Raw genomic sequence first — 24,943 nt, 5'->3', positions numbered from 1 at the left:
TCGAAGCCCGGCAGCTTTTGCCGGGCTTTTTTTTGGGCTTTGCCTGCCTGGCCTTCTGTGCGTGCGCGTCGCCAGGACTTGCTCAGCGTTCCCTTAAACTGCAGCCATGCTCTGGGTCAAAGCCTTCCACATCGTCTTCATCGCCAGCTGGTTCGCCGGCCTGTTCTACCTGCCACGCATCTTCGTGAACCTGGCCATGGTGGCACCGGGCTCGGTGGCTGAGCGCGAGCGCCTGGTGCTCATGGCGCGCAAGCTGCTGCGCTTCACCACCTTGCTGGCGGTGCCGGCGCTGGCGCTGGGCCTTTGGTTGTGGCTGGGCTATGGCATTGGCCGCGGGCCGGGCAATGGCTGGATGCATGCCAAGCTGGCTATCGTAGTGCTGGCCATCGGCTACCACCACGCCTGCGGCGTGCTGCTGCGCAAGCTGGCCGATGGCAGCAGCCGCCGCAGCCACCGGTGGTTCCGCTGGTTCAACGAGGTGCCGGTGCTGCTGCTGGTGACCGCCGTGGTGCTGGTGGTGGTCAAGCCTTTCTGACGGCACCAGAGCGCCTGTGTACAAGAGTTCGGCCGGCCCCCTCGCGCTGATCTATGCGGCGCTGATCGTCTTTGCCAGCCTGTTTCCGTTCGACGGCTGGCGCGCACAGGGCATCGATCCCTGGGTGTTCCTCGCCTCGCCGATTCCGCCGCCCTACTGGACCGGCTTTGACGTCACCTCCAACCTGGTGGGCTATGCCCCGCTGGGCTTCCTGCTGGCGCTCGCTCTGCTGCGCATGCGCTGGCGCTGGGGTGCCTGGGTGCTGGCCACGGTGGCCGGTGTGCTGCTGTCGCTGACCCTGGAGTTCCTGCAGATCTACCTGCCCCGGCGCGTGCCCTCGAACATGGACCTGCTGCTCAATTCGGCAGGCACGCTGGCCGGGGCGCTCACGGCATCGGCGCTGGAGCGATTGGGGGCCATCGACCGCTGGAGCGACTTTCGCAACCGGTGGTTCGTGCAGGATGCCCATGGCGCGCTGGTGCTGCTGGCTTTGTGGCCGCTGGCCCTGCTGTTCCCGGCGGCCCTGCCGTTTGGCCTGGGGCAGGTGCTTGAGCGGCTGGAAGGGGCCCTGGTCGAGATCCTGGCCGACACCCCGTTCCTGGACTGGTTGCCCATGCGCGACACCGCGCTCGATCCGCTGTCCCCTGGCGGCGAGTTGCTGTGCGTGACGCTGGGCTTGCTGATTCCCTGCCTGCTGGGCTACTGCATCATCCGCGAGATGGGGCGCCGGGCCCTGTTTGCCCTGGCCGTGGTGGTGGTCGGCGTGGTCCTCACGGCCCTGTCGGCGGCGCTGAGCTGGGGTCCGGCCCATGCCTGGGAATGGATGGGCCTGCCCGTGCGCGTGGGCGTGTGGGGCGCTCTGGCGCTCGCGGTGCTGCTGCTGGCGCTGCCCCGGCGCGCTTGCGCCGCCGTGCTGCTACTGGTGCTGGTGTGGCACCTGGGCCTGCTCAACCAGGCCCCTACCAGCGCCTACTTTGCCCAGACGCTGCAGGCCTGGGAGCAGGGGCGCTTCATCCGCTTCTACGGCCTGGGCCAGTGGCTGGGCTGGGTCTGGCCCTATGCGGCGCTGGCCTATGTGGTGGTGCGGGTGGCGCGGCGCGACGGTCCTGCCTGAGCTCCTTTTGGGGGTTATGGGCATGGGGTGTGCAGGGCTCCGCTCCTAGAATGGCGGCATGACCGACACCTCCACGACGGCACCGGCGGCACAGCCGGGCTACTACCAGCGCCACATCTTCTTTTGCCTGAACGACCGCACCAACGGTGAGGACAGTTGCGCGCACCACGGCGCGCAGGCCGCCTTCGACCGCTGCAAGTTGCAGGTGAAGGCCGCCGGCCTGTCCGGCGCCGGCAAGGTGCGCGTGAACAAGGCGGGTTGCCTGGACCGCTGTGCGGGCGGGCCGATCGCGGTGGTCTATCCCGAGGCGGTCTGGTACACCTTCGTGGACAACGCCGACATCGATGAGATCGTCGAATCGCACCTCAAGAATGGCCAGGTGGTAGAGCGCTTGCGCACGCCCCCGGAACTTGGCCGCTGATTCCTATTCAGAGCGCCGTCCATCCCTGATTTTCAGCCGCCGGATTGGCCAGATCTGCGCAGGCTGCTATTGACCTGGTAGCAAATCCCGTGAATTCCCAGACTGAACGCCTGACCCTTGCCGGCGCCGCCGGCGCCATCGAGGCGGTGCGCGACGCTGCCGTGCTGCCCGAGGGCGCGGCCCCGCGCGGCATCGCCGTCATTGCCCACCCCCACCCCCTCTTTGGCGGCACCATGGACAACAAGGTGGTGCAGACCCTGGCGCGCGCCTTCGTGCACAGCGGCTGGACGGCGGTGCGCTTCAACTTCCGCGGCGTGGGCGGCAGCGCTGGCACGCACGACGAGGGCCGGGGCGAGGCCGAGGATTTCCTGGAAGTGGTGCGCCAGGCTGCGCCCGAGGGACCGTTGGCCCTGGCCGGCTTCTCGTTCGGCGCTTTCGTGACCAGCCACGCACTGGCGCGCCTGTGGGGCGAGCGTGCCATCGAGCGCGTGGTGCTGGTGGGCACTGCCGCCAGCCGCTTCACCGTGGCCCCGGTGCCGCCCGAGGCGCACGAGCGAACCCTGGTCGTGCATGGCGAACAGGACGACACCGTGCCCCTGGCCGCCGTGATGGACTGGGCGCGCCCCCAGATACTCCCTGTGACAGTCGTCCCCGGTGGGGGGCATTTCTTTCACGGACAATTGCCACTTCTCAAAAACCTGGTGACCCGCCACCTGCTGGCTGGCGCCTGAGCTTCCCGGGCCACCGCGCGCATTGCGCGCGGCTGCATGCCGCTTCGGGCCGTCTCCCGCCGCCTTCCGCTGTTTTCTTTCCTCTTCTCACCCGAATGCCCGTTTCCATGAAGTCCTTATTGCCCACGCTGCGCTCCGTCCTCCTCGCCGCGGTGCTCGCGCCCGCCGCCCTGTGGGCGCAGGTGCAGGCCCCGCAGCCGCCCGAGATCGCCGCGCGCAACTACCTGTTGCTGGACATCACGGCCGGTCAGGTGCTGGCCGCCAAGGACATCGATGCGCCAGTGGAGCAGGCTTCGCTGACCAAGCTGATGACCGGTTACCTGGTGTTCGACGCCCTGCGCGCCAAGAAGGTCGCCCTGGACCAGAAGCTGCCGGTGAGCGTGCTGGCCTGGAAGATGCCCGGCTCGCGCATGTTCATCGACCCCAAGATGCAGGTGCCGGTGGATGACCTGATCAAGGGCATGATCGTCCAGTCGGGCAACGACGCCACGATGGCGCTGGCCGAAGGCGTGGGTGGCACGGCCGAAAACTTCGTCAAGCTGATGAACGACCAGGCCAAGGCCCTGGGCATGAAGAACACCGCCTACAAGAACCCCGAGGGCCTGACCGAGCCCGGCCACACCACCACTGCGCGCGACCTGGGTGTGCTGGCCAGCCGGCTCATGAAGGACTTCCCGGAGTACATGCACTACTACGCCACCAAGCAGTACAGCTACCCGGGCACCCCGGTGTCCAACGGCAACAACCGCAACTCCCTGCTGTTCCGCGACCCGACGGTGGATGGGCTCAAGACCGGCCACACCGCCGCTGCCGGCTACTGCCTGGTGGCCACGTCCAAGCGCGACTTCCCCAATGTGGGTCAGCGCCGTTTGCTGTCCATCGTGCTGGGCGCCGCCAGCGAGAACGCCCGTGCCAACGAAAGCCAGAAGCTGCTGAACTGGGGCTATACGGCCTTCGAAGCAGTCAAGCTGTTCGATGCCGGCCAGCCTGTGGCGACCCCAGCCGTCTGGAAGGGCACGGAAAACACCCTCAAGATCGGCCGCGCGGAGGCCATCGTGGTGGCCGTGCCCTCGGGCAGCGGCGGCAAGATCAAGACCGAGATCGCCCGCCCCGACCCCCTGGTGGCCCCCTTCACCAAGGGCCAGGCCGTGGGTTCGCTGAAGGTGGTGCTGGGCGAGCAGACGCTGGCCGAGGTGCCCCTGGTGGCACTGGACGGCGTGGCGCAGGCCGGCATCCTGGGCCGTGCCTGGGATGCCATTCGCCTCTGGATAAAGTAAGTAAGGCTACCCCCTGAGTCGCTTCGCGCCTTCCCCCTGGGAGGGGGACGCCGCCCCTGCGGCGGGGCGGCCCTTTCACGGCGGCACTGGCCTGGGCCGCGCGCTTTCAATGGCTGGTGGAGGTGATGAAGTGTCGGGCCCCCGGAAATCTGGGGGGAAGTCGACTGCTGCTTGCCTACCGAGGTCCATGCTGCTACATTAGAAGGCTTTTCGGAAATTCCGAAGGGTTTCACGTTTTCGTTTTTTACGTTTAGGGACGTATTCATGCCAACCATCAATCAACTAGTCCGTCAGGGGCGCGAGGTCGAAAAGATCAAGTCCAAGAGCCCTGCGATGGAAAACTCTCCTCAGCGCCGCGGCGTGTGCACCCGTGTGTACACCACGACGCCCAAGAAGCCTAACTCCGCTCTGCGCAAGGTCGCCAAGGTTCGCCTGACCAACGGCTTCGAAGTCATTTCCTACATCGGCGGTGAAGGCCACAACCTGCAGGAACACAGCGTGGTGCTGGTTCGCGGCGGTCGTGTCAAGGACTTGCCCGGTGTGCGTTACCACATCGTGCGTGGTTCGCTCGACTTGCAAGGCGTGAAAGACCGCAAGCAGTCGCGCTCCAAGTACGGCGCCAAGAAGCCAAAGGCCAAATAAGCCCTGGCGGTTGTGTCTCCATCGGTGTTTGATTCGCCTGGCAGGCGCAGTCAAACGAAGTGACCCCAAGCGCGGACTGTTCCGTGTGGGTCGAGTAAGTGGGGTTCTGAATGAATCTCGCGGTGTCTGAAAAGATGCCAACTGAAGCAATATGAGGTGAAAAATGCCACGTCGTCGCGAAGTCCCCAAACGTGAAATCCTGCCGGATCCCAAGTTCGGCAATGTAGAGCTGTCCAAATTCATGAACGTGATCATGGAAGGCGGCAAGAAAGCTGTTGCAGAGCGCATCATTTACGGTGCCCTGGAACTGATCGAAAAGAAGCACCCTGACAAGGACCCGCTGGAAGCCTTCACCGTTGCCATCAACAACGTGAAGCCCATGGTCGAAGTGAAGTCCCGCCGTGTGGGCGGTGCCAACTACCAGGTGCCCGTCGAAGTGCGCCCTGTCCGTCGCCTGGCCCTGTCCATGCGCTGGATCAAGGAAGCAGCCCGCAAGCGCGGCGAGAAGTCGATGGCCCAGCGTCTGGCCAACGAGCTGCTCGAAGCGACCGAAGGCCGTGGCGGTGCCATGAAGAAGCGTGACGAAGTTCACCGCATGGCCGAAGCCAACAAGGCTTTCAGCCACTTCCGCTTCTAAATCGACGAACTGCCCTCGTCGCCAAGCGCAAGGCTGCCGGCATTTTTGCCTGCAGCCTTGTGGCGATTGAGGTGGTCACAAAATTGACGGGTTGCAGCGCCACAATGCTGGGCCCCTCCCCTGAATAACACGACCCATCCAAGGATCCACCATGGCTCGCAAGACTCCCATCGAGCGCTACCGCAATATCGGTATCTCGGCCCACATTGACGCTGGCAAGACCACGACCACCGAACGCATCCTGTTCTACACGGGCGTGAGCCACAAGATTGGTGAAGTGCACGATGGCGCTGCCACCATGGACTGGATGGAACAGGAGCAAGAGCGCGGCATCACGATCACCTCGGCTGCCACGACCTGCTTCTGGAAGGGTATGGACAATTCCTACCCCGAGCACCGTTTCAACATCATCGACACCCCCGGCCACGTGGACTTCACCATCGAAGTGGAACGTTCGATGCGTGTGCTCGACGGCGCCTGCATGGTGTACTGCGCCGTGGGCGGCGTGCAACCCCAGTCGGAAACCGTCTGGCGCCAGGCCAACAAGTACAAGGTGCCACGCCTGGCCTTTGTGAACAAGATGGACCGTACCGGTGCCAACTTCTTCAAGGTCTATGACCAGATGAAGCTGCGCCTGAAGGCCAACCCCGTGCCCGTGGTGATCCCGATCGGCGCAGAAGACACCTTCACCGGCGTGGTCGACCTGCTCAAGATGAAGGCCATCATCTGGGACGAAGCGTCCCAGGGCATGAAGTTCAGCTACGAAGAAATTCCTGCCGAACTGCTGGCGTCCGCCAAGGAGTGGCGCGAAAAGATGGTCGAGGCTGCGGCTGAAGCCTCTGAAGAACTGATGAACAAGTACCTGGAAGAGGGTGACCTCACCGAGGACGAGATCAAGTTCGGCCTGCGCACCCGTACCATCGCCACGGAAATCCATCCGATGCTGTGCGGCACCGCGTTCAAGAACAAGGGCGTGCAGCGCATGCTCGACGCCGTGATCGACTACCTGCCAGCGCCTACGGACATCGCAGACGTGACCGGTACCGATGAAGACGAAAAGCCCGTGACCCGCAAGGCGGATGACGGCGAGAAGTTCTCGGCCCTGGCATTCAAGCTGATGACCGACCCGTTTGTGGGCCAGCTGACCTTCGTGCGCGTGTACTCCGGCGTGCTGACCAAGGGCGACACCGTCTACAACCCGATCAAGGGCAAGAAGGAACGCATTGGCCGTATCGTGCAGATGCACGCCAACGAGCGCCAGGAAGTCGAAGAAATCCGCGCCGGCGACATCGCTGCCTGCGTGGGCCTGAAGGATGTGACGACCGGCGAAACGCTGAGCGACATCGACTCCCAGATCATTCTGGAGCGCATGGTGTTCCCTGAGCCCGTGATCACACAGGCTGTGGAACCCAAGACCAAGGCCGACCAGGAAAAGATGGGCATCGCCCTGCAACGCCTGGCTGCCGAAGATCCGTCGTTCCGTGTGAAGACCGACGAAGAGTCGGGCCAGACCCTGATCGCCGGCATGGGCGAGCTGCATCTGGAAATCATCGTCGACCGCATGAAGCGTGAATTCGGCGTGGAAGCCAACGTGGGCAAGCCCCAGGTGGCTTACCGCGAAACCATCCGCAAGACGGTGGAAGAAGCCGAAGGCAAGTTCGTGCGCCAGTCGGGCGGCAAGGGCCAGTACGGCCACGTCGTGCTCAAGATCGAACCCAACGAAGTGGGCAAGGGCATCGAGTTCGTCGACGCCATCAAGGGCGGTGTGGTTCCTCGCGAATTCATCCCGGCCGTGGAAAAGGGCATCAACGAAGCCGTGACGCAAGGCGTCCTGGCCGGCTACCCCGTGGTGGACGTCAAGGTCACGCTGCACTTCGGTTCGTACCACGATGTGGACTCGAACGAACTGGCGTTCAAGATGGCTGCCATCTTCGGCTTCAAGGAAGGCTGCCGCAAGGCCAACCCGGTCATCCTGGAACCCATGATGGCTGTGGAAGTGGAAACGCCTGAAGACTACGCCGGCAACGTGATGGGCGATCTGTCCTCGCGTCGCGGCATGGTGCAAGGCATGGAAGACATTCCTGGCGGTGGCAAGGCCATCCGCGCCGAAGTGCCCCTGTCGGAAATGTTCGGCTACTCGACCACGCTGCGCTCGGCCACGCAAGGCCGCGCCACGTACTCGATGGAATTCAAGCACTACAGCGAAGCGCCTCGCAACGTGTCGGAAGCCATCATGGCTGCCCGCGCCAAGTAAGCAGTTCGCAGGGACTGCCGCCAGCACCTGGTTCCAGGTGCCGGCGGCACCGCCCGCCCCCCCCGCGCAAGATTTTGCAGTCTGCGATCCGGTGCCGCCCCGTTGCCTGTGCAGGGCGAACCAGCAATCGGATGCAGACGTTAAACCACAACACAGGCATCGCTCTTTGGAGATTGAAAAATGGCAAAAGGTAAATTCGAACGCACCAAGCCCCACGTCAACGTGGGCACGATCGGCCACGTGGACCATGGCAAGACGACCCTGACGGCGGCCATCGCCACGGTGCTGTCTTCCAAGTTCGGCGGCGAAGCCAAGGCATACGACCAGATCGACGCAGCACCTGAAGAAAAGGCCCGCGGCATCACGATCAACACCGCACACGTGGAATACGAAACGGCCAACCGCCACTACGCCCACGTGGACTGCCCAGGCCACGCTGACTATGTGAAGAACATGATCACCGGCGCAGCCCAGATGGACGGCGCCATTCTGGTGTGCTCGGCCGCAGACGGCCCCATGCCCCAGACCCGTGAGCACATCCTGCTGGCCCGCCAGGTGGGTGTTCCTTACATCATCGTGTTCCTGAACAAGTGCGACATGGTCGACGACGAAGAGCTGCTCGAACTCGTCGAAATGGAAGTGCGCGAACTCCTGGACAAATACAACTTCCCAGGCGACGACACCCCGATCATTCGCGGTTCCGCCAAGCTCGCCCTGGAAGGCGACAAGGGTGCCCTGGGTGAAGAAGCCATCATGAAGCTGGCCGACGCACTGGACAACTACATCCCCACGCCAGAGCGCGCTGTGGATGGCGCCTTCCTGATGCCTGTGGAAGACGTGTTCTCGATCTCCGGCCGCGGCACCGTGGTGACCGGCCGTATCGAGCGCGGTATCGTCAAGGTCGGCGAAGAAATCGAAATCGTCGGCATCAAGGACACCGTCAAGACCACCTGCACCGGCGTGGAAATGTTCCGCAAGCTGCTGGACCAAGGCCAGGCTGGCGACAACGTTGGCCTGCTGCTGCGCGGCACCAAGCGTGAAGACGTGGAACGCGGCCAAGTGCTGTGCAAGCCCGGCTCGATCAAGCCCCACACCCACTTCACGGCTGAAGTGTATGTGCTGAGCAAGGACGAAGGCGGCCGCCACACCCCGTTCTTCAACAACTACCGTCCCCAGTTCTACTTCCGCACGACCGACGTCACCGGCGCCATCGAGCTGCCAGCGGACAAGGAAATGGTCATGCCAGGCGACAACGTGTCGATCACTGTGAAGCTGATCAACCCCATCGCCATGGAAGAAGGCCTGCGCTTCGCCATCCGTGAAGGCGGTCGTACCGTCGGCGCCGGCGTCGTGGCCAAGATCATCGCCTAATCGCTCAGTAGAACAACAAGGAACTTGACATGTCCAAGCAAAAAATCCGCATCCGCCTGAAGGCGTTTGACTACAAGCTGATCGACCAGTCCGCTGCCGAGATCGTTGACACCGCCAAGCGCACCGGCGCCATCGTCAAGGGCCCCGTGCCCCTGCCGACGCGCATGAAGCGTTTCGACATCCTGCGCTCGCCGCACGTCAACAAGACCAGCCGCGACCAGCTCGAAATCCGTACGCACCAGCGCCTGATGGACATCGTGGATCCTACCGACAAGACGGTGGACGCCCTGATGAAGCTCGACCTGCCTGCTGGCGTGGACGTCGAAATCAAGCTGCAGTAATGATCCCTTCCTGGCGGGCTTGCCCGCCAGGTTTGGTCTCGTATAACGCGAACTTGCTTGCAAAAGCAGTTCGCGTTATACTTTAGGGCTTCGCTTAATTTGCGTGCACTTACGGGTGTGCGCAGGGCGAAGTTTTAATAACCCTCTTTCATGCACGCGAGTGCAACGCCGCAGCCAATTGAAGTTGCGGCGGTGGAAGTTTTGGAGAAACAAATGAGTCTGAGCAACTCCCTCGGGTTGCTGGGTCGCAAGGTGGGCATGATGCGTCTGTTCACCGATGACGGGGACGCAGTGCCTGTCACGGTGGTGGATGTGTCCAACAACCGCGTAACCCAGATCAAAACCCAAGAGAACGATGGCTACGTGGCCCTGCAGGTCACGTTCGGTTCGCGCAAAGCATCGCGCGTGACCAAGCCAGAAGCCGGTCACCTTGCCAAGGCAGGTGTGGAAGCCGGTGAAATCATCCAGGAATTCCGCGTGACCGCCGACACCGCTGCCCAGTACCAAGCTGGCGCATCGGTCGTTGTGACGTCCGTGTTTTCCGTGGGCCAGAAGGTCGACGTGCAAGGCACCTCGATCGGTAAAGGCTACGCCGGCACCATCAAGCGCCACAACATGAAGTCGCAACGCGCGTCGCACGGTAACAGCCGTTCGCACAACGTTCCCGGCTCCATTGGTATGGCGCAGGATCCAGGCCGCGTGTTCCCTGGCAAGCGGATGACGGGCCACCTCGGCGATGTCACCAAGACCACGCAAAACCTCGATGTGATCCGCATCGACGAAGCGCGTCAACTGCTCTTGATCAAGGGCGCTATTCCGGGCTCCAAGGGTGGGTTCGTGACGGTGCGTCCAGCGGTCAAGGCCAAAGCCTCCAAAGGAGCGAACTAATGCAGCTCGAACTCCTGAATGACCAAGGCCAGGGCGCGTCCAAGCTGGACGTTCCTGAGACCGTGTTCGGTCGTGAATACAACGAAGATCTGGTGCACCAGATCGTCGTGGCTTACCAAGCCAACGCCCGCCAGGGCACCCGTGCGCAGAAGGACCGTGAACAAGTCCGCCACTCGACCAAGAAGCCTTTCAAGCAAAAGGGTACGGGTAACGCACGTGCAGGTATGACCTCGTCGCCACTGTGGCGCGGGGGTGGTCGGATTTTCCCGAACATGCCTGACGAAAATTTCACGCAAAAGATCAACAAGAAGATGTACCGCGCCGGCATGTCTGCGATTTTGTCGCAGCTGGCCCGCGAAGGCCGTCTGGCGGTGGTCGACTCGCTGAAGCTTGATTCGCCCAAGACCAAGGTCCTGGCAGACAAGTTCAAGGCGATGAACCTGCAATCGGTGATGGTGATCGCCGAGGAAGTGGACGAAAACCTGTACCTGGCTTCGCGCAATCTGGTGAACGTGCTCGTCGTCGAGCCCCGTTACGCCGACCCCGTGTCGCTGGTCCGTTTCAAGAAAGTGCTCGTCACCAAGGGTGCAATCGACAAACTCAAGGAGATGTTCGCATGAGCACACTCAAGTTTGACGAAGGTCGTCTGATGCAAGTGCTGGTCGCTCCCATCGTGTCCGAAAAGGCCACCATGGTTGCCGAGAAGTCCAATGCAGTGACGTTCAAGGTGCTGCAGAACGCAACCAAGCCAGAAATCAAGGCCGCTGTGGAATTGATGTTCAAGGTCGAGGTCAAGGGCGTTTCTGTGGTGAACACCAAAGGCAAGACCAAGCGTTTTGGCAAGACCATCGGCCGCCGCGACAACGTTCGCAAGGCTTATGTCACGCTGCAACCAGGTCAAGAGCTGAACCTCTCCGGGGAGGCCGCGTAATCATGGCTGTCATCAAGATGAAACCCACTTCGCCCGGCCAACGTGCCGTGGTGAAGGTCACGCGTGACCACCTGTACAAGGGTGAAGCGTACGCCCCCCTGCTGGAACCCCAGTTCCAGAAGGCCGGCCGTAACAACAACGGTCACATCACCACCCGCCACAAGGGCGGTGGCCACAAGCACCACTACCGTGTGGTGGACTTCAAGCGCAACAAGGACGGCATTCCAGCCAAGGTCGAGCGCATTGAGTACGATCCAAACCGTACGGCCCACATCGCTCTGGTGTGCTATGCCGACGGCGAGCGTCGCTACATCATCGCTCCCCGCAACCTGGAAGTGGGCGCAACCCTGCTGTCCGGTTCGGAAGCCCCGATCCGCGCTGGTAACACGCTGCCTATCCGCAACATCCCCGTGGGTTCGACCATCCACTGCATCGAGCTCAAGCCCGGTGCCGGTGCTCAGATCGCCCGCTCGGCTGGTGCTTCGGCAACCCTGCTGGCCCGCGAAGGTACCTACGCTCAAGTGCGCATGCGCTCGGGTGAAGTGCGCAAGATCCACATCGAATGCCGCGCCACCATTGGCGAAGTGGCCAACGAAGAACACAGCCTGCGCCAACTCGGCAAGGCCGGTGTGAAGCGCTGGATGGGTATTCGTCCTACGGTTCGCGGCGTCGCCATGAACCCAGTGGATCACCCTCACGGTGGTGGCGAAGGCCGCACCGGCGAAGGCCGCCATGCAGTCGATCCTTGGGGCAATCTGACCAAGGGTTATCGCACCCGTAACAACAAGCGCACACAGATCATGATCGTGTCGCGTCGCAAGAAGTAAGGGGTAACAGATGACTCGCTCTCTCAAAAAGGGTCCATTTGTTGACCATCACTTGCTGGCCAAGGTCGAAAAGGCCGTTGCCACCAAGGATAAGAAGCCAGTGAAGACCTGGTCGCGTCGCTCCATGGTTCTGCCCGATTTCATCGGTCTGACCATCGCCGTGCACAACGGCAAGCAGCACGTACCTGTCTACGTTACCGACCAGATGGTGGGCCACAAGCTCGGCGAATTCGCCCTGACGCGCACCTTCAAGGGTCACCCCGCTGACAAAAAAGTCAAGAAATAAGGAACGACCATGTCTGAAACACGTGCAGTCCTCCGGGGCGTCCGTCTGTCGGTCGACAAGGGCCGTCTGGTCGCTGACTTGATCCGCGGCAAGAAAGTGGACCAGGCTCTGAACATCCTGAACTTCACGCAGAAAAAAGCTGCGGGAATCGTCAAGAAGGTTCTGGAGTCCGCCATCGCCAACGCTGAGCACAACGACGGCGCCGACATCGACGAACTGAAGGTCAAGACCATCTACGTCGAGCAAGGCACCACGCTCAAGCGCTTCACCGCGCGCGCCAAAGGCCGCGGCAATCGCATCAGCAAGCCCACGTGCCATGTGTACGTGACGGTTGGCAACTAAAGGCTCGGAAGACTATGGGACAAAAAATCCATCCTACCGGCTTCCGCCTTGCGGTCAGCCGCAACTGGTCCAGCCGTTGGTACGCCAGCAACCGCGACTTCGCGGGCATGCTGGCCGAAGACATCAAGGTGCGCGAGTACCTGAAGGCCAAGCTCAAGAACGCCGCCGTGTCGCGCATCCTGATCGAGCGCCCCGCCAAGAACGCCCGTATCACCATCTACTCGGCTCGTCCTGGTGTGGTGATTGGCAAGAAGGGTGAAGACATCGAGAACCTCAAGAAGGAACTCGCTCTTCGCCTGGGCGTGCCTGTCGCAGTGAACATCGAAGAAGTGCGCAAGCCCGAAATCGATGCCAAGCTGATCGCCGACAGCATCACGCAGCAGCTCGAAAAGCGGATCATGTTCCGCCGTGCCATGAAGCGCGCCATGCAGAACGCCATGCGTCTTGGTGCCCAGGGCATCAAGATCATGTCGTCCGGCCGTCTGAACGGTATCGAAATCGCCCGCTGCGAGTGGTACCGTGAAGGCCGCGTGCCACTTCACACGCTGCGCGCCGACATCGACTACGGCACCTCCGAAGCCAAGACCACCTACGGTGTGATCGGCGTCAAGGTCTGGGTCTACAAGGGCGATACGCTGGGTCGTAACGACCTGCCTGCCGTGGAAACCCCACGTCCAGACGAAGAACGCCGCCCACGCGGTCCACGCCGTGATGGCCGCCCAGGTGGCGACCGTCCAGGTGCTGGCCGTGGAGGCCCACGTCGCCCAGCCGGTGTGAACACCGGTCCGGCCGACGGCAGCGACAAGCCAGCGGAAGCTGGTGGCGCTGATAACACCGCCGTTAAGCGCGTACGCAAAGTCGCCGCGCCCGCTACAGCAGCGGACGGAAAAGGAGAATAAGTATGCTGCAACCTGCTCGCCGCAAATACCGCAAGGAGCAAAAAGGCCGTAACACCGGTGTCGCAACGCGGGGTGCTTCCGTTGCTTTCGGTGATTTCGGTCTGAAGTGCACCGACCGTGGCCGCCTGACGGCCCGCCAGATCGAGGCTGCACGCCGTGCAATCTCCCGCCACGTGAAGCGTGGTGGCCGCATCTGGATCCGCGTGTTCCCGGACAAGCCAATCTCTACCAAGCCCGCAGAAGTGCGTATGGGTAACGGTAAGGGCAACCCCGAGTACTACGTGGCCGAAATCCAGCCCGGCAAGATCGTCTTCGAGATCGTCGGTGTGCCCGAAGAACTGGCCCGTGAAGCGTTCCGCCTGGCTGCCGCCAAGCTGCCGCTGCGCACCACGTTCGTCAGCCGCCACATTGGCTCGTAATTCAGGAGAACAAGCAATGAAGACTACTGAACTGCGCCAAAAAGACGTTGCCGGCATCGAAGGCGAAATCAAGGCTCTGCAGAAGGCCCATTTCGGCCTGCGCATGCAGAAGGCTACCCAGCAGTTGGCCAACACCAACACGCTGCGTACCACCCGCCGCGATATCGCCCGTGCAAAAACCATCCTTGCTGAAAAGCAAGCCGCCAAGTAAGGAGCCGACATGACGGAAGCTAAAAAATCCCTCAAGCGCACCTTGATTGGCAAGGTGGTCAGCGACAAGCGCCAGAAGACCGTGACCGTGCTGATCGAGCGCCGTGTGAAGCACGAGCTCTACGGCAAGATCGTGGGCAAGTCGAGCAAGTACCACGCCCATGATGAAAATGGCGAGTACAAGCTGGGCGACGTGATCGAAATCACCGAGAGCCGTCCGCTCTCCAAGACCAAGAACTGGGTTGCCACCCGCTTGGTGCAAAAGGCCGGCCTGCTCTAAGCCCTCCCGGCTTGTTGGCAGCACTGCCCTCCAAAACGACCCACAATGTGGGTCGTTTTGCTTTTGGGGCCTGCGTTTTGTGCGCGCTGCCCCGGGGCATGCGGATACCACCCCAACAACCCTAGGAGAGATCAATGATCAAAGTCGGTGACACCCTGCCAGCCAGCACCCTGATGGAATATTCGGAAGTCGAGGGCGAAGGCTGCTCCATTGGCCCGAACCCGGTGCCGGTGGACAAGGCCACGGCGGGCAAGACCATTGCCCTGTTCGCACTGCCCGGCGCTTTCACGCCCACCTGCTCGGCCAAGCACGTGCCTGGCTATGTGGAAAAGGTGGATGAGTTCAAAGCCGCCGGCGTGGACGAGATCTGGTGCGTGAGCGTGAACGATGCCTTCGTGATGGGCGCCTGGGCGCGCGACCAGCAGACCGAAGGCAAGGTGCGCATGCTCGGTGACGGCGACGCCACCTTCGCCAAGGCCACCGGCCTGACGCTGGACCTCAATGGCAAGGGCCTGGGCCTGCGCAGCAACCGCTACTCGATGCTGGTGCGCGACGGCAAGGTCGTCACGCTCAACATCGAAGCCCCGGGCAAGTTCGAAGTCAGCGACGCCGCCACCCTCCTGGCCCAGGCCAAGGCGTAATCGACTCCCGGCCCTGGGCAGCACCTGCTGCGACGGGGCCGGCGGCGTTCAGGAGATATCCGCCTTGAGGTAATGCGACCCTGCAATGGGGTTGTGGTAGTACGGCGGGATCTCCTCGAACCCCAGGTCCGTGTAGAGCGCACGGGCCGACTCCATGTCGTCGAGCGTGTCGAGCAGCACGCAGGCGTAACCCGCGCGGCGCGCCTGGTCGAGCATGGCTTCGGCCAGCTCGCGGCCCAGGCCGAAACCGCGGAAGGCCTTGCGCACGTACAGGCGCTTCATCTCGCTGGCATTGGGGTAGTCGGCCGCATCCAGCGGCCGCAGGGCGCAGCAACCGGCGACGGCGCCATCCACCTGGGCCAGCAGCAGGTGCCCGCGTGGGGCAGCGTAGTCGCCCGGCAGGCTTGCCAGCTCGGCCTCAAAGTCCTGGAACGCAAGGTCCACCCCCAGGGTCGCGGCGTACTCCCGGAAAATCTCGCGGACCGTCTCCATCTCGGCGGCAGACGACGGGTTCAGCAAGGTGACGGCAGGCTTGTCCAAGGCGCGAATTCAGGAAATGCAGGAATCCGCAGTGTAGCGGCTCGCACTCAGAACGCGCTCAGGGTGGACACCCACCAGGCCACTCCAGCGCCCACACCCAGTGCGACCAAGGCCAGGGCGCGGGTGGCGAGGTCGTCACGAGATGGCGCCACGGGCTGGGGCAATTCCTTGTAACCATGCAGCATGGGCGCCACCAGCCGGTGCTTGCGCACCAGCACATAAAAGCCGATGGCCAGGACGTGCAACGCCACCAGGCCCAGCACCAGGTACTGGCCGATCTCCTTGTGGTAGCCCGTGGCCTGCCCCACGACGGCATTGGAGACAAAGCGGGTGAGCGGGCCGGAGAACGCGATCTCGTCGTCGCTGAGCAGGCCGGTACCTACCTGTGCCACCAGCACGGCGAGCAGGGCGAAGACCGACAGCGCGCCCATTGGGCTGTGGCCCACACCGTCCTCGGGGTGGCCCGCGCCGCGCAGGTAGCCCACCAGACGCACCGGCGAGTACAGGAAGGCGCCAAACCGCGACCAGCGCCCGCCCACCAGCCCCCACACCAGGCGAAAGACCAGCAGCGCCAGCACCACATAGCCCAGGCGCAGGTGCCAGACCATGGCATTGCCCCCCACCTTGGCGGTGACCACCAGGGCGATCACGCTGGCGGCCAGGGCCCAGTGGAAGAGGCGGGTGGGCAGATCCCAGATGCGGACGGTGTGTGTCATGGTCGTGGTCCGGCGCTTGCCGTGTCGTGGGGGTGTCGTTGGCCGCATTGTGCGCGAGATGGCCGGCGCCGCCAACGCGCACTGTCGGGCATGCCAAAACCGCCGCAAAGCGGCATACTGGCGGCGGCTGGTTGGTTTTTGCTCCCCACGATAAAAGGAAACATCCGATGAAAACCCTCGCTGTAGTCGCCGTTGCCGCGGCCGTCGTCACCCTGTCGGCGCCCGCATCTGCCCAGTTCGCCAAACCCGAAGACGCCATCAAATACCGCCAGAGCGCGCTGTTCGTGATGGGCCAGCATTTCGGACGCCTGGGTGCCATGGCCAATGGCCGCATCCCCTTCGACGCCAAGGCGGCGCAGGAAAATGCGGACGTGGTCGCCGAAATGGCCAAGCTGCCCTGGGCCGCTTTTGGTGCCGGCACCGACAAGGGGGCGCCGACGAAGGCGCTTCCGGAGATCTGGACCCAACAGGCCAAGTTCAAGGAGCACTCCGACAAGCTCGAAGCCGAGACCGTCAAGCTCGCCGCAGCCGCCAAGACCGGCAACCTGGACAACCTGAAGACCGCCTTCGGCTCGGCCGCCAACACCTGCAAGGCCTGCCACGACAACTACCGCGCCAAGTGAAGCCGGCCGTCGCGGCGGCCCCAAAGCAAAAAGCCTCTTCCGGATGGAAGAGGCTTTTTTGCGTTGCGGAAGACCCGTTCAGGTCTCGGCTAACAGCTTCTCGATCAGCTGGTGCAGTTCCGGGAAGTTGGGGGCGCCCACATAGGTCTTCACGATCTCGCCGCGCTTGTTGACGATGAAGGTCGAGGGCGTGAGCCGCACATCGCCCCAGGCCTGGGCCACGGCGCCGGTGTTGTCGATGGCCACCTTGAAGGGCAGCTTGCGCGTTTCGGCGAAGTTCACCACGTAGCTCGGTGGGTCGTAGCTCATGGCCACAGCCAGCGTCTCGAAGCCCTTGGGCTGGTATTTCTTGTAGGTGGCAATGATTTCGGGCATCTCGGCCACGCAGGTGGTGCAGCTCGTGGCCCAGAAGTTCACCAGCGTCACCTTGCCGCGCAGGTCGGCCGACGATTGGCGCGAGCCGTCGAGCAGCACGAAAGTGGACTCGGGCGCCGCAGAGCGGCCCGTGTCCAGGTACACGTAGGCGCCCACGGCGGCAAAAGCCGCCACCGCTGCACCTGCTGCCCACTGCTTGATACCCATGGCGTCATCCCATCCCGGAAGTGCGGGCTCCAACCCGCACGGTATTGTGCCGGACAAGGCTGCCACCTGCCGGCTGGCCTGTCCACTGCGGTGATGGAGTGTGGGGCGGTGCAAAAGTTCTCCCTTCCCGGGCTCCGCGCACGAAATATCCGGCCACTGCCGATAATGGGCCCATGAACTGGACATTGACCGGCGCCGCCAGCGCCCTCCTGGGACTGGCTGCATGCAGCCCGGCACTCAACTGGCGCAGCGTGGCCCTGCCCGACGCCGCCCTCACCATCACGCTGCCCTGCAAGCCCGACCATGCCACGCGCAAGGTGGAGCTGGCGGGCACGCCGGTCGACCTGTCCATGGTCGGCTGCGAGGCCGACGGGGCAACCTTTGCCCTGTCCCACGCCACGCTGGCCGACCCGGCGCAGACCGGCGTGGCGCTGGCCCACTGGCGCGCGGCCGTGCTGGCGCGCCTGGGGGGAGCGCAGGCCCAGGCCCACGAGGTGCCGTTTGTGCCCCGCAATGCCCTGCCGCTGCCCCAATCGGTGCGCACCGTGGCCCAGGGGAAGGGGCCCGATGGGCAGGCCGTCACCGCGCAGGCGGTCTGGTTTGCGCGCACCGAGGGGCCGCAGATGCAGCTGTACCACGCCGTGGTCTACACACCCAAGCCCCGCCCCGAGGTGGCCGATACCTTCTTTAGCGGGCTGGTGTTGCCATGAGCGCCGGTGTGCTGCCACGGCGCGCGGCCGTCATCGTCTTCCTTGCCTTCGCGTTCGCCTACTTCCTCTCGGCCCTGCTGCGCGCCGTCACGGCCACGCTGGCGCCCACGCTGTCGCAGGAGTTCACGCTGCACGCTAGCGACCTGGGCCTGCTGGCGGGCGGCTACTTCCTGGGCTTTTCTGCCACGCAGTTGCCGCTCGGTACCTGGCTGGACCGGCATGGCCCGCAAAAGGTGCTGCTCGGCTTTTTGGGCGTGGCTGTCGCCGGCTGCCTGGTGTTCTCGATGGCCACGGGGTTCTCGGGCCTGCTGGCGGGGCGCGTGCTGTGCGGCGCGGGCGTGAGCGCCTGCCTGATGGCGCCGCTTACCGGCTACCGCCGCTGGTTCGATGCCACGGCGCAGATGCGTGCCAATTCCTGGATGCTGATGACGGGCTCGCTGGGCATGGTGGCCTCCACCCTGCCGGTGCAGTGGGCCGTGCCTCTGGTGGGCTGGCGCCCGCTGTTCTGGGGGTTGGCCGTGCTGATCGGCGTGGCCATGGTGGGCATTGCGCTGTGGGTGCCGCGCTGGCATGCGGCCGCCCCGGTTGCGGGTGCCGGTGCCTCACCCGCGCCGGGGGGCTACGCCATGGTCTGGCGCCATCCGTACTTTCAGCGCATGGCCCCGCTGGGCTTCTTCGTCTACGGCGGCATGGTGGCCATGCAGACCCTGTGGGCGGGCCCCTGGATGCAGCAGGTGGCCGGCTACAGCGCGCTCGAGTCGGCCACCGGCCTCTTCTGGATCAACCTTTCCATGCTGTGCACCTTCTGGGCCTGGGGCATGGTCAATCCCTGGCTGCTGCGCCACGGCCTCGGGGCCGACCGGCTCATCCTCGCGGGCCTGCCGCTGTCGCTTCTCATCCTGCTGGCCATCATCGTCGCCGGGCCTGCGGCGGGGGGCGCGGCGTGGGCACTGTTCTGCGTGTCGTGCACCTTCGTTTCGCTCTCGCAACCGGCAGTGGGCATGGCCTTTCCGCAGGCCCTGGCGGGGCGTGCGCTGTCGGCCTTCAACCTGGTGATCTTTGCGGGCGTGTTCGTGGTGCAGTGGGGCATTGGCCTGGCGGTGGATGCATTTGCCGCCGCCGGCCTGTCCACGACGGCCTCGTTCCAGGCGGCCATGGGGGTGTTCCTGGTGTGCAACACGGGGTCCTACCTCTGGTTCGCCCTGCGGGGGCAGCGCCATAATGCGCTTCAAACCTCTGTCCCATGAGCACCAGCATCCTGATCATCGCCCACGCCCCTTTGGCCCATGCCCTGCGCGAATGCGTGCTGCACGTGTTTGCCGACTGTGGCGACAGCGTGGCCGCACTCGATGTGCAGCCCAATGAGCGTCCCGAGGAGTCCCTCGCCCAGGCGCGGATCCTGCTGGAGCAATTGGGGCCAGACTCCACCCTGGTGCTGACCGACGTGTTCGGCGCCACCCCCTGCAACGTGGCGCAGCGCCTGGTGGACGGTGTCCGCTCGCGCCTGGTCACAGGGGTCAATCTTCCGATGCTGCTGCGTGCCGTGAGCTACCGTGCAGAGCCCCTTGATTCGGTCGTCACCCGCGCGGTGGTGGGCGGCACGCAAGGGGTGATGCAGGTGGCCATCGCCGCGCCGCAGAACCAGTCCCGACGCAACCGACATGATCAAGACTCGTACGACCATCAGCAATAAACTGGGCCTGCACGCCCGCGCCTCGGCCAAGCTCACCAAGCTGGCCGGCAGCTTCCCCTGCGACGTTTTCATGAGCCGTGGCGACCGCCGCATCAATGCCAAGAGCATCATGGGGGTCATGATGCTGGCTGCCGGTATCGGCACCGAGGTCGAGGTGGAGACGAATGGCGAGCGCGAGCAGGAGGGCATGGATGCCCTGCTGGCGCTGATCGCTGACAAGTTCGGCGAAGGCGAGTAAACGCCATGGTCGCAGCGCGCGCATCCATGGTGGCTGAAGAAAGGGAATTGCGATGACCTTTGCCGTTCACGGTCTGGCGGTGGCGCGCGGCATTGCCATCGGCCGTGCCGTGCTCGTGGCATCGAGCCGCGTGGACGTGGCCCACTACTTCATCCAGCCCGAGCAGATACCGGCCGAGATCGAGCGCGTGCGCCAGGGCCGCAATGCGGTGGTCGAGGAGCTGCAGCGCCTGCAGACCGACATGCCCGCCGACGCTCCGCACGAGCTCACCGCGCTGCTCGACGTGCACCTGATGCTGCTGCAGGACGAGGCCCTCACGGGCGGCGTCAAGCACTGGATCACCGAGCGCCTGTACAACGCAGAGTGGGCGCTCACCACCCAGCTCGAAGTGATTGCGCGCCAGTTCGACGAGATGGAGGACGAGTACCTGCGCGAGCGCAAGGCCGACCTGGAGCAGGTGGTCGAGCGCATCCTGCGCTACATGAAGGGCGTGGCCAGCCCCGTGGCGCCACCCGCCAGCAGCCCGCGCCGCAAGACCCAGCAGGATCTGCTGCTCGACGACACGGTGGACGTACCCCTGGTGCTGGTGGCGCATGACCTGTCGCCAGCCGACATGCTGCAATTCAAGCAGAGCGTGTTTGCCGGCTTCGTGACCGACGTGGGCGGCAAGACATCTCACACCGCCATCGTCGCGCGCAGCATGGACATTCCCGCCGTTGTCGGCGCGCGCGCGGCCAGCCAGCTGGTGCGCCAGGACGACTGGGTCATCATCGACGGCGATGCCGGCGTGATCATCGTCGACCCCTCGCCCATCATCCTGGCCGAATACGGCTTTCGCCAGCGCCAGACCGAGCTCGAACGCGAGCGCCTGTCGCGCCTGCGGCACACGCCGGCCGTCACCATCGACGGGCACCGCATCGAACTGCTGGCCAACATCGAGCAGCCCGGCGATGCCGTGGGTGCGGTGCGCGCCGGCGCCGTGGGTGTGGGCCTGTTCCGCAGTGAATTCTTGTTCATGGGGCGCACCGGCAACCTGCCGGGCGAGGACGAGCAGTACCGCGCCTACCGCGAGGCCCTGGACGGCATGCAGGGCCTGCCGGTCACCATCCGCACCATCGACGTGGGGGCCGACAAGCCGCTGGACAACAAGGTCCACAAGGACACGCACCTGAACCCAGCACTGGGCTTGCGCGCCATCCGCTGGAGTCTGGCCGACCCGGCCATGTTCCGCACCCAGCTGCGCGCCGTGCTGCGTGCCGCGGCGCATGGCAAGGTGAACCTGCTGTTCCCCATGCTGGCGCACACCAACGAAATTCACCAGACCCTGGCCCAGGTGGACCTGGCGCGCGCCGAGCTCGACGCCCGGGGCGAGCCCTACGGCCCGATCCAGCTGGGCGCCATGATCGAGGTGCCGGCTGCGGCGCTGATGGTGCGCACCTTCCTGCGCTACTTCGATTTTCTGTCCATCGGCACCAACGACCTGATCCAGTACACCCTGGCCATCGACCGGGCCGACGAGGCGGTGGCCCACCTATACGACCCGGTGCACCCGGCCGTGCTGCGCCTGGTGGCCGATGTGATCGCCGAGGGCGAGCGCCAGGGCAAGAGCGTCTGCGTTTGCGGCGAGACTGCCGGCGATGTGAGCATGACGCGCCTGCTGCTGGGCCTGGGCCTGCGCAGCTTTTCCATGCACCCCGCGCAGATCCTTGCCGTCAAGCAGGAAATCCTGCGCGCCGACACGCGCAAGCTCGTACCCTGGGCGCTGCAGGTGCTCGACGGCGAAGAGCCTGCGGCCTTGCTGGCATCCTAGAAAACCCTTGAATCAATAGCTGCCAGCGCTCGCTGGAAAAGCGCTGGAGGTCGATTTGGCCCATACCCCGGTAGCCGCCCCCGCAGATGCGTCCCTCATCGACTCGCGCCAGGCCTTCCAGCGGCTGCTGGTCACCCTGGGCCTGGTGGTGCTGGGCAACAGCAGCATGTATGTCGTGTCGGTCGTGCTCCCTGCCGTGCAGAACGAGTTCGGCATCGGCCGTGCCAGCGCGTCGCTGCCCTACACCTTGATGATGGTCTGCCTGGGCCTGGGAGGGCTGCTCACGGGCAGGCTGGCAGACCGCCATGGCCTCACGCCCGTGCTCTGGCTGGGCGCGCTGGCCGTGCTCGGCGGCTTTGTCGGCGCGGCCTTTTCCGGCAGCATATGGGCCTTCGGGCTCGCGCACGCGGTGATGGGCTTCATCGGCAGCTCGGCCACCTTCGCACCTTTGCTGGCCGACACGGCGCTGTGGTGGAATCGCCGGCGCGGCATTGCGGTGGCGGTGTGCGCCAGCGGCAACTATGTGGCGGGCGCGTTCTGGCCGCCCATCGTGCAGTACGGTGTCGACACCGTCGGCTGGAGGCCGACCTACATGGCGCTGGGCGTCGTCTGCGGCCTGGGCATGCTCGCGCTGTCGCTGCGCATGCGCCAGCGCCCGCCGGCCATCCAGGCCGCAGCTGCTGGCGCCCAGGCTGCCGCTGTGGACCACGCACGTCCCTTCGGCCTCGCGCCGGGTGCCGCGATGGCGCTGCTGTGCGTGGCCGGTGTGGCGTGCTGCGTTGCCATGGCCATGCCACAGGTCCACATCGTGGCCTATTGCACCGATCTGGGCTTCGGCGCCGCCCAGGGTGCGCAGATGCTGTCGCTCATGCTGGCCTGCGGCATCGTGAGCCGGCTGGTCTTCGGGCTGGTCTGCGACCGCATCGGTGGCATCCGCACCCTGCTGCTGGGCTCTGCGCTGCAGGGCATCGCCCTGCTGCTGTTTCTGCCCTATGACGGCCTGGTGCCGCTGTACGTGATCTCCGCGCTGTTCGGCCTGTTCCAGGGCGGCATCGTGCCGACCTACGCCATCATCGTGCGCGAGCACTTCGCGCCCGCGCAGGCGAGCGTGCGGGTCGGCGCCGTCATCATGGCCACGCTCGTCGGCATGGCCCTGGGCGGCTGGCTGTCGGGCTTTATCTTCGACGTCACCGGCAGCTACCACGCCGCCTTCCTCAACGGCATCGGCTGGAACCTGCTGAACCTCTGCGTCACCGGCTGGCTCTTCCTGCGATTGCGCAGGGTGCGCGTGCAAGCCGGGGTGCCCGCAGGGGTGGCTTGAGCCGTTGGTGCTCGCAGGGTGCGCGGGGAGGCCTTTACTTCGTCCGTACGCCGAGGACGGCCGCACTGATGATCAAGGCCGTGGCCAGCGCGATGCTCCCGCTGAACGCGCGACCGCTCACCACCATCAGCAAGGCGGTCGAGGCCAGCGGCGTGATGTAGCTCAGGATGCCGATGTGCCGCGCATCGCCGAGCTTGAGCGCCTTGTCCCACAGGAAGAACGAGGCACCGAGCGGCCCCAGGCCCATCACGGCCAGCAGCAGCCAGTCGCGGGGTGCGAGGGTGGCCGCAGGCTCCAGCGCCACGTGGCACAGCAGCGACAGCGCACCCGAGACCAGGCCGAACAGGCCGATGGCCGTGGTCGGAAAGGCCGCCACGCGCTTGGTCAACAGCGAATAGGTGGCCCAGATCAGCGCCGCCGCGAAGGCCGGCACATAGCCCCAGGCCAGCGTGCCGCTCAATTCGCGCCCGCCCACGATGGCGATGGCCGCACCGCCAAAGCCCAGCAATGCCGCCAGCACATGCGGCCAGCGCAGCCGGATGCCCGGCAATACCACGGGCGACAGCACCACGATGAACAGCGGCCACAGGTAGTTGACCAGGTTGGCCTCCACCGGCGGTGCGTTGCGCAGCGCGATGAACAGCAGGAAGTGGTAGGCGAAGAGGCCATACACACCCAGTGCCAGCGTGCGCAGTGGAATGCGCCACTGCGACGGGTCGCGCAGCACGAAGGGCCAGGCGGGAAGGCTGCCGATGATGAGGGCAATGCCCGTCAGCAGGAACGGGGGCACATGGGCGAGCGAAACGCCCAGCGAGGCGAGGGAGGCCCACAGCGCGATGGCGCCCAGGGCATGGAGATTGGCTTGCATGCGGGCACTGTAAGCGCGCCGGGCATCGCGCAACGACGGAGCATCGTCGCCGCCCTGCGGTCCGGCATCAGCCCCGGCGCAGCGCCGCCGTCAGGGCCGATGGCGAGCGGTAGCCCGTGCGGCGTGCCACCTCGGCCACGGCCATGCCGCCCGCGCGCAGCAGCTGGGCATGCTCGAGCCGCTGGCTGCGCAGCCAGGCCATGGCGCCCTGGCCTTGCTCCTCGCGGCAGCGCGCAGCGAACTGGCTGGGGCTCAGGTGCACCTGCTGCGCGATGTCCGCCACCGACAGCGGCCGGTGCCAATGCCGGGCGGCCCATTGGCGCAACGCCGGCCAGTCGATGGCACGGCGCCGTGCACTGGCATCTTCCGCTGGGGCCGGTGTCCGGGAGGATGGTAGCCAGGCCTCCAGCAGCAGGGCGGGGCCGTGGGCCTGGGCCAGGGGGCGGCCTTGCTGCAGGGCGCTGGCGAGGTAGCGGGCCAGGGTCAGCGCCGGGGGCGGTGGAGCCGTCTGCAGCGTGGGGGCAGTGCAGTGTGTCCAGCCCAGGTCGCTGCTGTCCAGCACCAGGCACAGGCTGCCGCCGCTGGCTTCGAAATCGTGGTGTGCACCGGGCGCGATGACGCAGCCGCCGCCGCTGGCCACGCGCATGCCGCGTCCGTCGACCTCCAGGTCGAGCGCACCGGCCAGGCCCAGCAGCACCTGGAAGTGCCCATGGCTGTGGCTGCCGGGGGAGGGGCCGTACCGGCGCAGCGAGAGCGAGCCGGCGGTGTCCATGGAGTGGGCGCGTTGGCGGCGCAG

Annotated in this window: 33 protein-coding genes; 28 read left to right on the top strand and 5 right to left on the bottom strand. The window is 64.9% G+C overall.

What is annotated here, in order from left to right:
- The first annotated feature begins 106 nt into the window (after positions 1 to 106).
- From QYL93_RS11530 to QYL93_RS11430, 21 genes are all read left to right on the top strand, one after another.
- The gene (locus QYL93_RS11530; protein ID WP_305743754.1) at positions 107 to 535 is read left to right on the top strand and encodes a CopD family protein; all 429 of its coding nucleotides are present in this window, start codon (positions 107 to 109) and stop codon (positions 533 to 535) included.
- 16 nt (positions 536 to 551) lie between these two features.
- Positions 552 to 1,649: a VanZ family protein gene (locus QYL93_RS11525; protein ID WP_305743753.1), complete on the top strand. Its 1,098-nt coding sequence runs from the start codon at positions 552 to 554 to the stop codon at positions 1,647 to 1,649.
- 58 nt (positions 1,650 to 1,707) lie between these two features.
- Entirely contained in the window at positions 1,708 to 2,070 is a 363-nt protein-coding gene (locus QYL93_RS11520; protein ID WP_305743752.1) for a ferredoxin, read from the top strand.
- Between the two features lie 89 nt (positions 2,071 to 2,159).
- Positions 2,160 to 2,801 (top strand): alpha/beta hydrolase, encoded by a 642-nt coding sequence (locus QYL93_RS11515; protein WP_305743751.1) that lies wholly within the window; start codon positions 2,160 to 2,162, stop codon positions 2,799 to 2,801.
- Between the two features lie 107 nt (positions 2,802 to 2,908).
- Positions 2,909 to 4,078, top strand: coding sequence for a D-alanyl-D-alanine carboxypeptidase family protein (locus QYL93_RS11510; RefSeq protein WP_305743750.1), 1,170 nt, complete (start codon positions 2,909 to 2,911; stop codon positions 4,076 to 4,078).
- Positions 4,079 to 4,342: 264 nt separating this feature from the next.
- Positions 4,343 to 4,720: a 30S ribosomal protein S12 gene (gene rpsL, locus QYL93_RS11505; RefSeq protein ID WP_007851137.1), complete on the top strand. Its 378-nt coding sequence runs from the start codon at positions 4,343 to 4,345 to the stop codon at positions 4,718 to 4,720.
- Between the two features lie 163 nt (positions 4,721 to 4,883).
- Positions 4,884 to 5,357, top strand: coding sequence for a 30S ribosomal protein S7 (gene rpsG / locus QYL93_RS11500; RefSeq protein ID WP_005798541.1), 474 nt, complete (start codon positions 4,884 to 4,886; stop codon positions 5,355 to 5,357).
- Positions 5,358 to 5,508: 151 nt separating this feature from the next.
- Positions 5,509 to 7,611, top strand: a complete 2,103-nt coding sequence (fusA, locus tag QYL93_RS11495; protein ID WP_305743749.1) for an elongation factor G — start codon at positions 5,509 to 5,511, stop codon at positions 7,609 to 7,611.
- 180 nt (positions 7,612 to 7,791) lie between these two features.
- The gene (gene tuf / locus QYL93_RS11490; protein ID WP_179682390.1) at positions 7,792 to 8,982 is read left to right on the top strand and encodes an elongation factor Tu; all 1,191 of its coding nucleotides are present in this window, start codon (positions 7,792 to 7,794) and stop codon (positions 8,980 to 8,982) included.
- 29 nt (positions 8,983 to 9,011) lie between these two features.
- Positions 9,012 to 9,323 carry a 30S ribosomal protein S10 gene (rpsJ, locus tag QYL93_RS11485; RefSeq protein WP_005796953.1) on the top strand — a complete coding sequence of 104 codons (312 nt, stop codon included), beginning with the start codon at positions 9,012 to 9,014 and terminating at the stop codon, positions 9,321 to 9,323.
- Between the two features lie 213 nt (positions 9,324 to 9,536).
- Positions 9,537 to 10,211 carry a 50S ribosomal protein L3 gene (gene rplC, locus QYL93_RS11480; RefSeq protein WP_057203511.1) on the top strand — a complete coding sequence of 225 codons (675 nt, stop codon included), beginning with the start codon at positions 9,537 to 9,539 and terminating at the stop codon, positions 10,209 to 10,211.
- Positions 10,211 to 10,831, top strand: coding sequence for a 50S ribosomal protein L4 (gene rplD / locus QYL93_RS11475; protein ID WP_010467171.1), 621 nt, complete (start codon positions 10,211 to 10,213; stop codon positions 10,829 to 10,831). Before rplC ends, rplD begins: the two co-directional genes overlap by 1 nt.
- Entirely contained in the window at positions 10,828 to 11,142 is a 315-nt protein-coding gene (gene rplW / locus QYL93_RS11470) for a 50S ribosomal protein L23 (protein WP_010467173.1), read from the top strand. Before rplD ends, rplW begins: the two co-directional genes overlap by 4 nt.
- Before the next feature lie 2 nt (positions 11,143 to 11,144).
- Positions 11,145 to 11,969: a 50S ribosomal protein L2 gene (rplB, locus tag QYL93_RS11465; RefSeq protein ID WP_007847814.1), complete on the top strand. Its 825-nt coding sequence runs from the start codon at positions 11,145 to 11,147 to the stop codon at positions 11,967 to 11,969.
- 10 nt (positions 11,970 to 11,979) lie between these two features.
- Positions 11,980 to 12,255: a 30S ribosomal protein S19 gene (gene rpsS / locus QYL93_RS11460; RefSeq protein WP_027997031.1), complete on the top strand. Its 276-nt coding sequence runs from the start codon at positions 11,980 to 11,982 to the stop codon at positions 12,253 to 12,255.
- 9 nt (positions 12,256 to 12,264) lie between these two features.
- Positions 12,265 to 12,597 (top strand): 50S ribosomal protein L22, encoded by a 333-nt coding sequence (rplV, locus tag QYL93_RS11455; RefSeq protein ID WP_007847806.1) that lies wholly within the window; start codon positions 12,265 to 12,267, stop codon positions 12,595 to 12,597.
- Between the two features lie 14 nt (positions 12,598 to 12,611).
- Positions 12,612 to 13,496 carry a 30S ribosomal protein S3 gene (gene rpsC / locus QYL93_RS11450; protein WP_305743748.1) on the top strand — a complete coding sequence of 295 codons (885 nt, stop codon included), beginning with the start codon at positions 12,612 to 12,614 and terminating at the stop codon, positions 13,494 to 13,496.
- 2 nt (positions 13,497 to 13,498) lie between these two features.
- Positions 13,499 to 13,915, top strand: coding sequence for a 50S ribosomal protein L16 (rplP, locus tag QYL93_RS11445; protein ID WP_007847799.1), 417 nt, complete (start codon positions 13,499 to 13,501; stop codon positions 13,913 to 13,915).
- 16 nt (positions 13,916 to 13,931) lie between these two features.
- Entirely contained in the window at positions 13,932 to 14,126 is a 195-nt protein-coding gene (rpmC, locus tag QYL93_RS11440; RefSeq protein ID WP_057203514.1) for a 50S ribosomal protein L29, read from the top strand.
- A gap of 9 nt (positions 14,127 to 14,135) precedes the next feature.
- Positions 14,136 to 14,405 (top strand): 30S ribosomal protein S17, encoded by a 270-nt coding sequence (rpsQ, locus tag QYL93_RS11435; protein WP_007847796.1) that lies wholly within the window; start codon positions 14,136 to 14,138, stop codon positions 14,403 to 14,405.
- Between the two features lie 134 nt (positions 14,406 to 14,539).
- Positions 14,540 to 15,046 carry a peroxiredoxin gene (locus QYL93_RS11430; protein WP_305743747.1) on the top strand — a complete coding sequence of 169 codons (507 nt, stop codon included), beginning with the start codon at positions 14,540 to 14,542 and terminating at the stop codon, positions 15,044 to 15,046.
- A gap of 48 nt (positions 15,047 to 15,094) precedes the next feature.
- Here QYL93_RS11430 and QYL93_RS11425 read toward each other — a convergent pair whose 3' ends face one another.
- Positions 15,095 to 15,586 (bottom strand): GNAT family N-acetyltransferase, encoded by a 492-nt coding sequence (locus QYL93_RS11425; RefSeq protein ID WP_305743746.1) that lies wholly within the window; start codon positions 15,584 to 15,586, stop codon positions 15,095 to 15,097.
- 47 nt (positions 15,587 to 15,633) lie between these two features.
- Positions 15,634 to 16,302 (bottom strand): cytochrome b/b6 domain-containing protein, encoded by a 669-nt coding sequence (locus QYL93_RS11420; RefSeq protein ID WP_305743745.1) that lies wholly within the window; start codon positions 16,300 to 16,302, stop codon positions 15,634 to 15,636.
- A gap of 167 nt (positions 16,303 to 16,469) precedes the next feature.
- Here QYL93_RS11420 and QYL93_RS11415 point away from each other — a divergent pair, with 167 nt between their 5' ends.
- The gene (locus QYL93_RS11415) at positions 16,470 to 16,925 is read left to right on the top strand and encodes a cytochrome c (RefSeq protein ID WP_305743744.1); all 456 of its coding nucleotides are present in this window, start codon (positions 16,470 to 16,472) and stop codon (positions 16,923 to 16,925) included.
- A 78-nt stretch (positions 16,926 to 17,003) separates the two neighbouring features.
- On the opposite strand, the gene QYL93_RS11410 is transcribed toward QYL93_RS11415, so the two are convergent.
- The gene (locus QYL93_RS11410; RefSeq protein WP_305743743.1) at positions 17,004 to 17,507 is read right to left on the bottom strand and encodes a peroxiredoxin; all 504 of its coding nucleotides are present in this window, start codon (positions 17,505 to 17,507) and stop codon (positions 17,004 to 17,006) included.
- A gap of 173 nt (positions 17,508 to 17,680) precedes the next feature.
- Here QYL93_RS11410 and QYL93_RS11405 point away from each other — a divergent pair, with 173 nt between their 5' ends.
- Genes QYL93_RS11405 through QYL93_RS11380 form a run of 6 tightly spaced genes read left to right on the top strand, consistent with a single transcriptional unit; the run spans position 17,681 to position 23,279 of the window.
- A complete protein-coding gene (locus QYL93_RS11405) occupies positions 17,681 to 18,217 on the top strand; it encodes a hypothetical protein (RefSeq protein WP_305743742.1) in 537 nt (178 codons plus the stop codon).
- The gene (locus QYL93_RS11400; RefSeq protein WP_305743741.1) at positions 18,214 to 19,464 is read left to right on the top strand and encodes an MFS transporter; all 1,251 of its coding nucleotides are present in this window, start codon (positions 18,214 to 18,216) and stop codon (positions 19,462 to 19,464) included. Before QYL93_RS11405 ends, QYL93_RS11400 begins: the two co-directional genes overlap by 4 nt.
- Complete coding sequence (locus QYL93_RS11395; RefSeq protein WP_057203522.1) at positions 19,461 to 19,910, top strand: PTS sugar transporter subunit IIA; 450 nt, start codon at positions 19,461 to 19,463, stop codon at positions 19,908 to 19,910. The genes QYL93_RS11400 and QYL93_RS11395 overlap by 4 nt, the downstream gene beginning before the upstream one ends.
- A complete protein-coding gene (locus QYL93_RS11390; RefSeq protein ID WP_305743740.1) occupies positions 19,879 to 20,148 on the top strand; it encodes an HPr family phosphocarrier protein in 270 nt (89 codons plus the stop codon). The genes QYL93_RS11395 and QYL93_RS11390 overlap by 32 nt, the downstream gene beginning before the upstream one ends.
- Before the next feature lie 52 nt (positions 20,149 to 20,200).
- Positions 20,201 to 21,958, top strand: a complete 1,758-nt coding sequence (ptsP, locus tag QYL93_RS11385; RefSeq protein ID WP_305743739.1) for a phosphoenolpyruvate--protein phosphotransferase — start codon at positions 20,201 to 20,203, stop codon at positions 21,956 to 21,958.
- 55 nt (positions 21,959 to 22,013) lie between these two features.
- Positions 22,014 to 23,279: an MFS transporter gene (locus QYL93_RS11380; RefSeq protein WP_305743738.1), complete on the top strand. Its 1,266-nt coding sequence runs from the start codon at positions 22,014 to 22,016 to the stop codon at positions 23,277 to 23,279.
- 34 nt (positions 23,280 to 23,313) lie between these two features.
- Here the strand turns inward: QYL93_RS11380 and QYL93_RS11375 are convergent, their stop codons facing one another.
- Both QYL93_RS11375 and QYL93_RS11370 read right to left on the bottom strand, forming a co-directional pair.
- Entirely contained in the window at positions 23,314 to 24,147 is an 834-nt protein-coding gene (locus QYL93_RS11375; RefSeq protein WP_305743737.1) for a DMT family transporter, read from the bottom strand.
- Between the two features lie 67 nt (positions 24,148 to 24,214).
- Positions 24,215 to 24,919 (bottom strand): AraC family transcriptional regulator, encoded by a 705-nt coding sequence (locus QYL93_RS11370; protein WP_305743736.1) that lies wholly within the window; start codon positions 24,917 to 24,919, stop codon positions 24,215 to 24,217.
- Positions 24,920 to 24,943 lie beyond the last annotated feature (24 nt).

The organism is Acidovorax sp. A1169, assembly GCF_030704685.1.
Lineage (GTDB): Bacteria > Pseudomonadota > Gammaproteobacteria > Burkholderiales > Burkholderiaceae_C > Acidovorax.
This window is presented reverse-complemented; position numbering and strand designations above follow the sequence as displayed.

What these genes read in the sequence shown, in the direction of transcription:
- QYL93_RS11530 (WP_305743754.1), top strand. Translation starts at nt 107, where the DNA reads ATGCTCTGGGTCAAAGCCTTCCACATCGTCTTCATCGCCAGCTGGTTC.
- QYL93_RS11520 (WP_305743752.1), top strand. Translation starts at nt 1,708, where the DNA reads ATGACCGACACCTCCACGACGGCACCGGCGGCACAGCCGGGCTACTAC.
- QYL93_RS11510 (WP_305743750.1), top strand. Translation starts at nt 2,909, where the DNA reads ATGAAGTCCTTATTGCCCACGCTGCGCTCCGTCCTCCTCGCCGCGGTG.
- rpsL (WP_007851137.1), top strand. Translation starts at nt 4,343, where the DNA reads ATGCCAACCATCAATCAACTAGTCCGTCAGGGGCGCGAGGTCGAAAAG.
- rpsG (WP_005798541.1), top strand. Translation starts at nt 4,884, where the DNA reads ATGCCACGTCGTCGCGAAGTCCCCAAACGTGAAATCCTGCCGGATCCC.
- fusA (WP_305743749.1), top strand. Translation starts at nt 5,509, where the DNA reads ATGGCTCGCAAGACTCCCATCGAGCGCTACCGCAATATCGGTATCTCG.
- tuf (WP_179682390.1), top strand. Translation starts at nt 7,792, where the DNA reads ATGGCAAAAGGTAAATTCGAACGCACCAAGCCCCACGTCAACGTGGGC.
- rpsJ (WP_005796953.1), top strand. Translation starts at nt 9,012, where the DNA reads ATGTCCAAGCAAAAAATCCGCATCCGCCTGAAGGCGTTTGACTACAAG.
- rplC (WP_057203511.1), top strand. Translation starts at nt 9,537, where the DNA reads ATGAGTCTGAGCAACTCCCTCGGGTTGCTGGGTCGCAAGGTGGGCATG.
- rplD (WP_010467171.1), top strand. Translation starts at nt 10,211, where the DNA reads ATGCAGCTCGAACTCCTGAATGACCAAGGCCAGGGCGCGTCCAAGCTG.
- rplW (WP_010467173.1), top strand. Translation starts at nt 10,828, where the DNA reads ATGAGCACACTCAAGTTTGACGAAGGTCGTCTGATGCAAGTGCTGGTC.
- rplB (WP_007847814.1), top strand. Translation starts at nt 11,145, where the DNA reads ATGGCTGTCATCAAGATGAAACCCACTTCGCCCGGCCAACGTGCCGTG.
- rpsS (WP_027997031.1), top strand. Translation starts at nt 11,980, where the DNA reads ATGACTCGCTCTCTCAAAAAGGGTCCATTTGTTGACCATCACTTGCTG.
- rplV (WP_007847806.1), top strand. Translation starts at nt 12,265, where the DNA reads ATGTCTGAAACACGTGCAGTCCTCCGGGGCGTCCGTCTGTCGGTCGAC.
- rpsC (WP_305743748.1), top strand. Translation starts at nt 12,612, where the DNA reads ATGGGACAAAAAATCCATCCTACCGGCTTCCGCCTTGCGGTCAGCCGC.
- rplP (WP_007847799.1), top strand. Translation starts at nt 13,499, where the DNA reads ATGCTGCAACCTGCTCGCCGCAAATACCGCAAGGAGCAAAAAGGCCGT.
- rpmC (WP_057203514.1), top strand. Translation starts at nt 13,932, where the DNA reads ATGAAGACTACTGAACTGCGCCAAAAAGACGTTGCCGGCATCGAAGGC.
- rpsQ (WP_007847796.1), top strand. Translation starts at nt 14,136, where the DNA reads ATGACGGAAGCTAAAAAATCCCTCAAGCGCACCTTGATTGGCAAGGTG.
- QYL93_RS11430 (WP_305743747.1), top strand. Translation starts at nt 14,540, where the DNA reads ATGATCAAAGTCGGTGACACCCTGCCAGCCAGCACCCTGATGGAATAT.
- QYL93_RS11420 (WP_305743745.1), bottom strand. Translation starts at nt 16,302, where the DNA reads ATGACACACACCGTCCGCATCTGGGATCTGCCCACCCGCCTCTTCCAC.
- QYL93_RS11415 (WP_305743744.1), top strand. Translation starts at nt 16,470, where the DNA reads ATGAAAACCCTCGCTGTAGTCGCCGTTGCCGCGGCCGTCGTCACCCTG.
- QYL93_RS11410 (WP_305743743.1), bottom strand. Translation starts at nt 17,507, where the DNA reads ATGGGTATCAAGCAGTGGGCAGCAGGTGCAGCGGTGGCGGCTTTTGCC.
- QYL93_RS11405 (WP_305743742.1), top strand. Translation starts at nt 17,681, where the DNA reads ATGAACTGGACATTGACCGGCGCCGCCAGCGCCCTCCTGGGACTGGCT.
- QYL93_RS11400 (WP_305743741.1), top strand. Translation starts at nt 18,214, where the DNA reads ATGAGCGCCGGTGTGCTGCCACGGCGCGCGGCCGTCATCGTCTTCCTT.
- QYL93_RS11395 (WP_057203522.1), top strand. Translation starts at nt 19,461, where the DNA reads ATGAGCACCAGCATCCTGATCATCGCCCACGCCCCTTTGGCCCATGCC.
- QYL93_RS11390 (WP_305743740.1), top strand. Translation starts at nt 19,879, where the DNA reads ATGATCAAGACTCGTACGACCATCAGCAATAAACTGGGCCTGCACGCC.
- ptsP (WP_305743739.1), top strand. Translation starts at nt 20,201, where the DNA reads ATGACCTTTGCCGTTCACGGTCTGGCGGTGGCGCGCGGCATTGCCATC.
- QYL93_RS11375 (WP_305743737.1), bottom strand. Translation starts at nt 24,147, where the DNA reads ATGCAAGCCAATCTCCATGCCCTGGGCGCCATCGCGCTGTGGGCCTCC.
- QYL93_RS11370 (WP_305743736.1), bottom strand. Translation starts at nt 24,919, where the DNA reads ATGGACACCGCCGGCTCGCTCTCGCTGCGCCGGTACGGCCCCTCCCCC.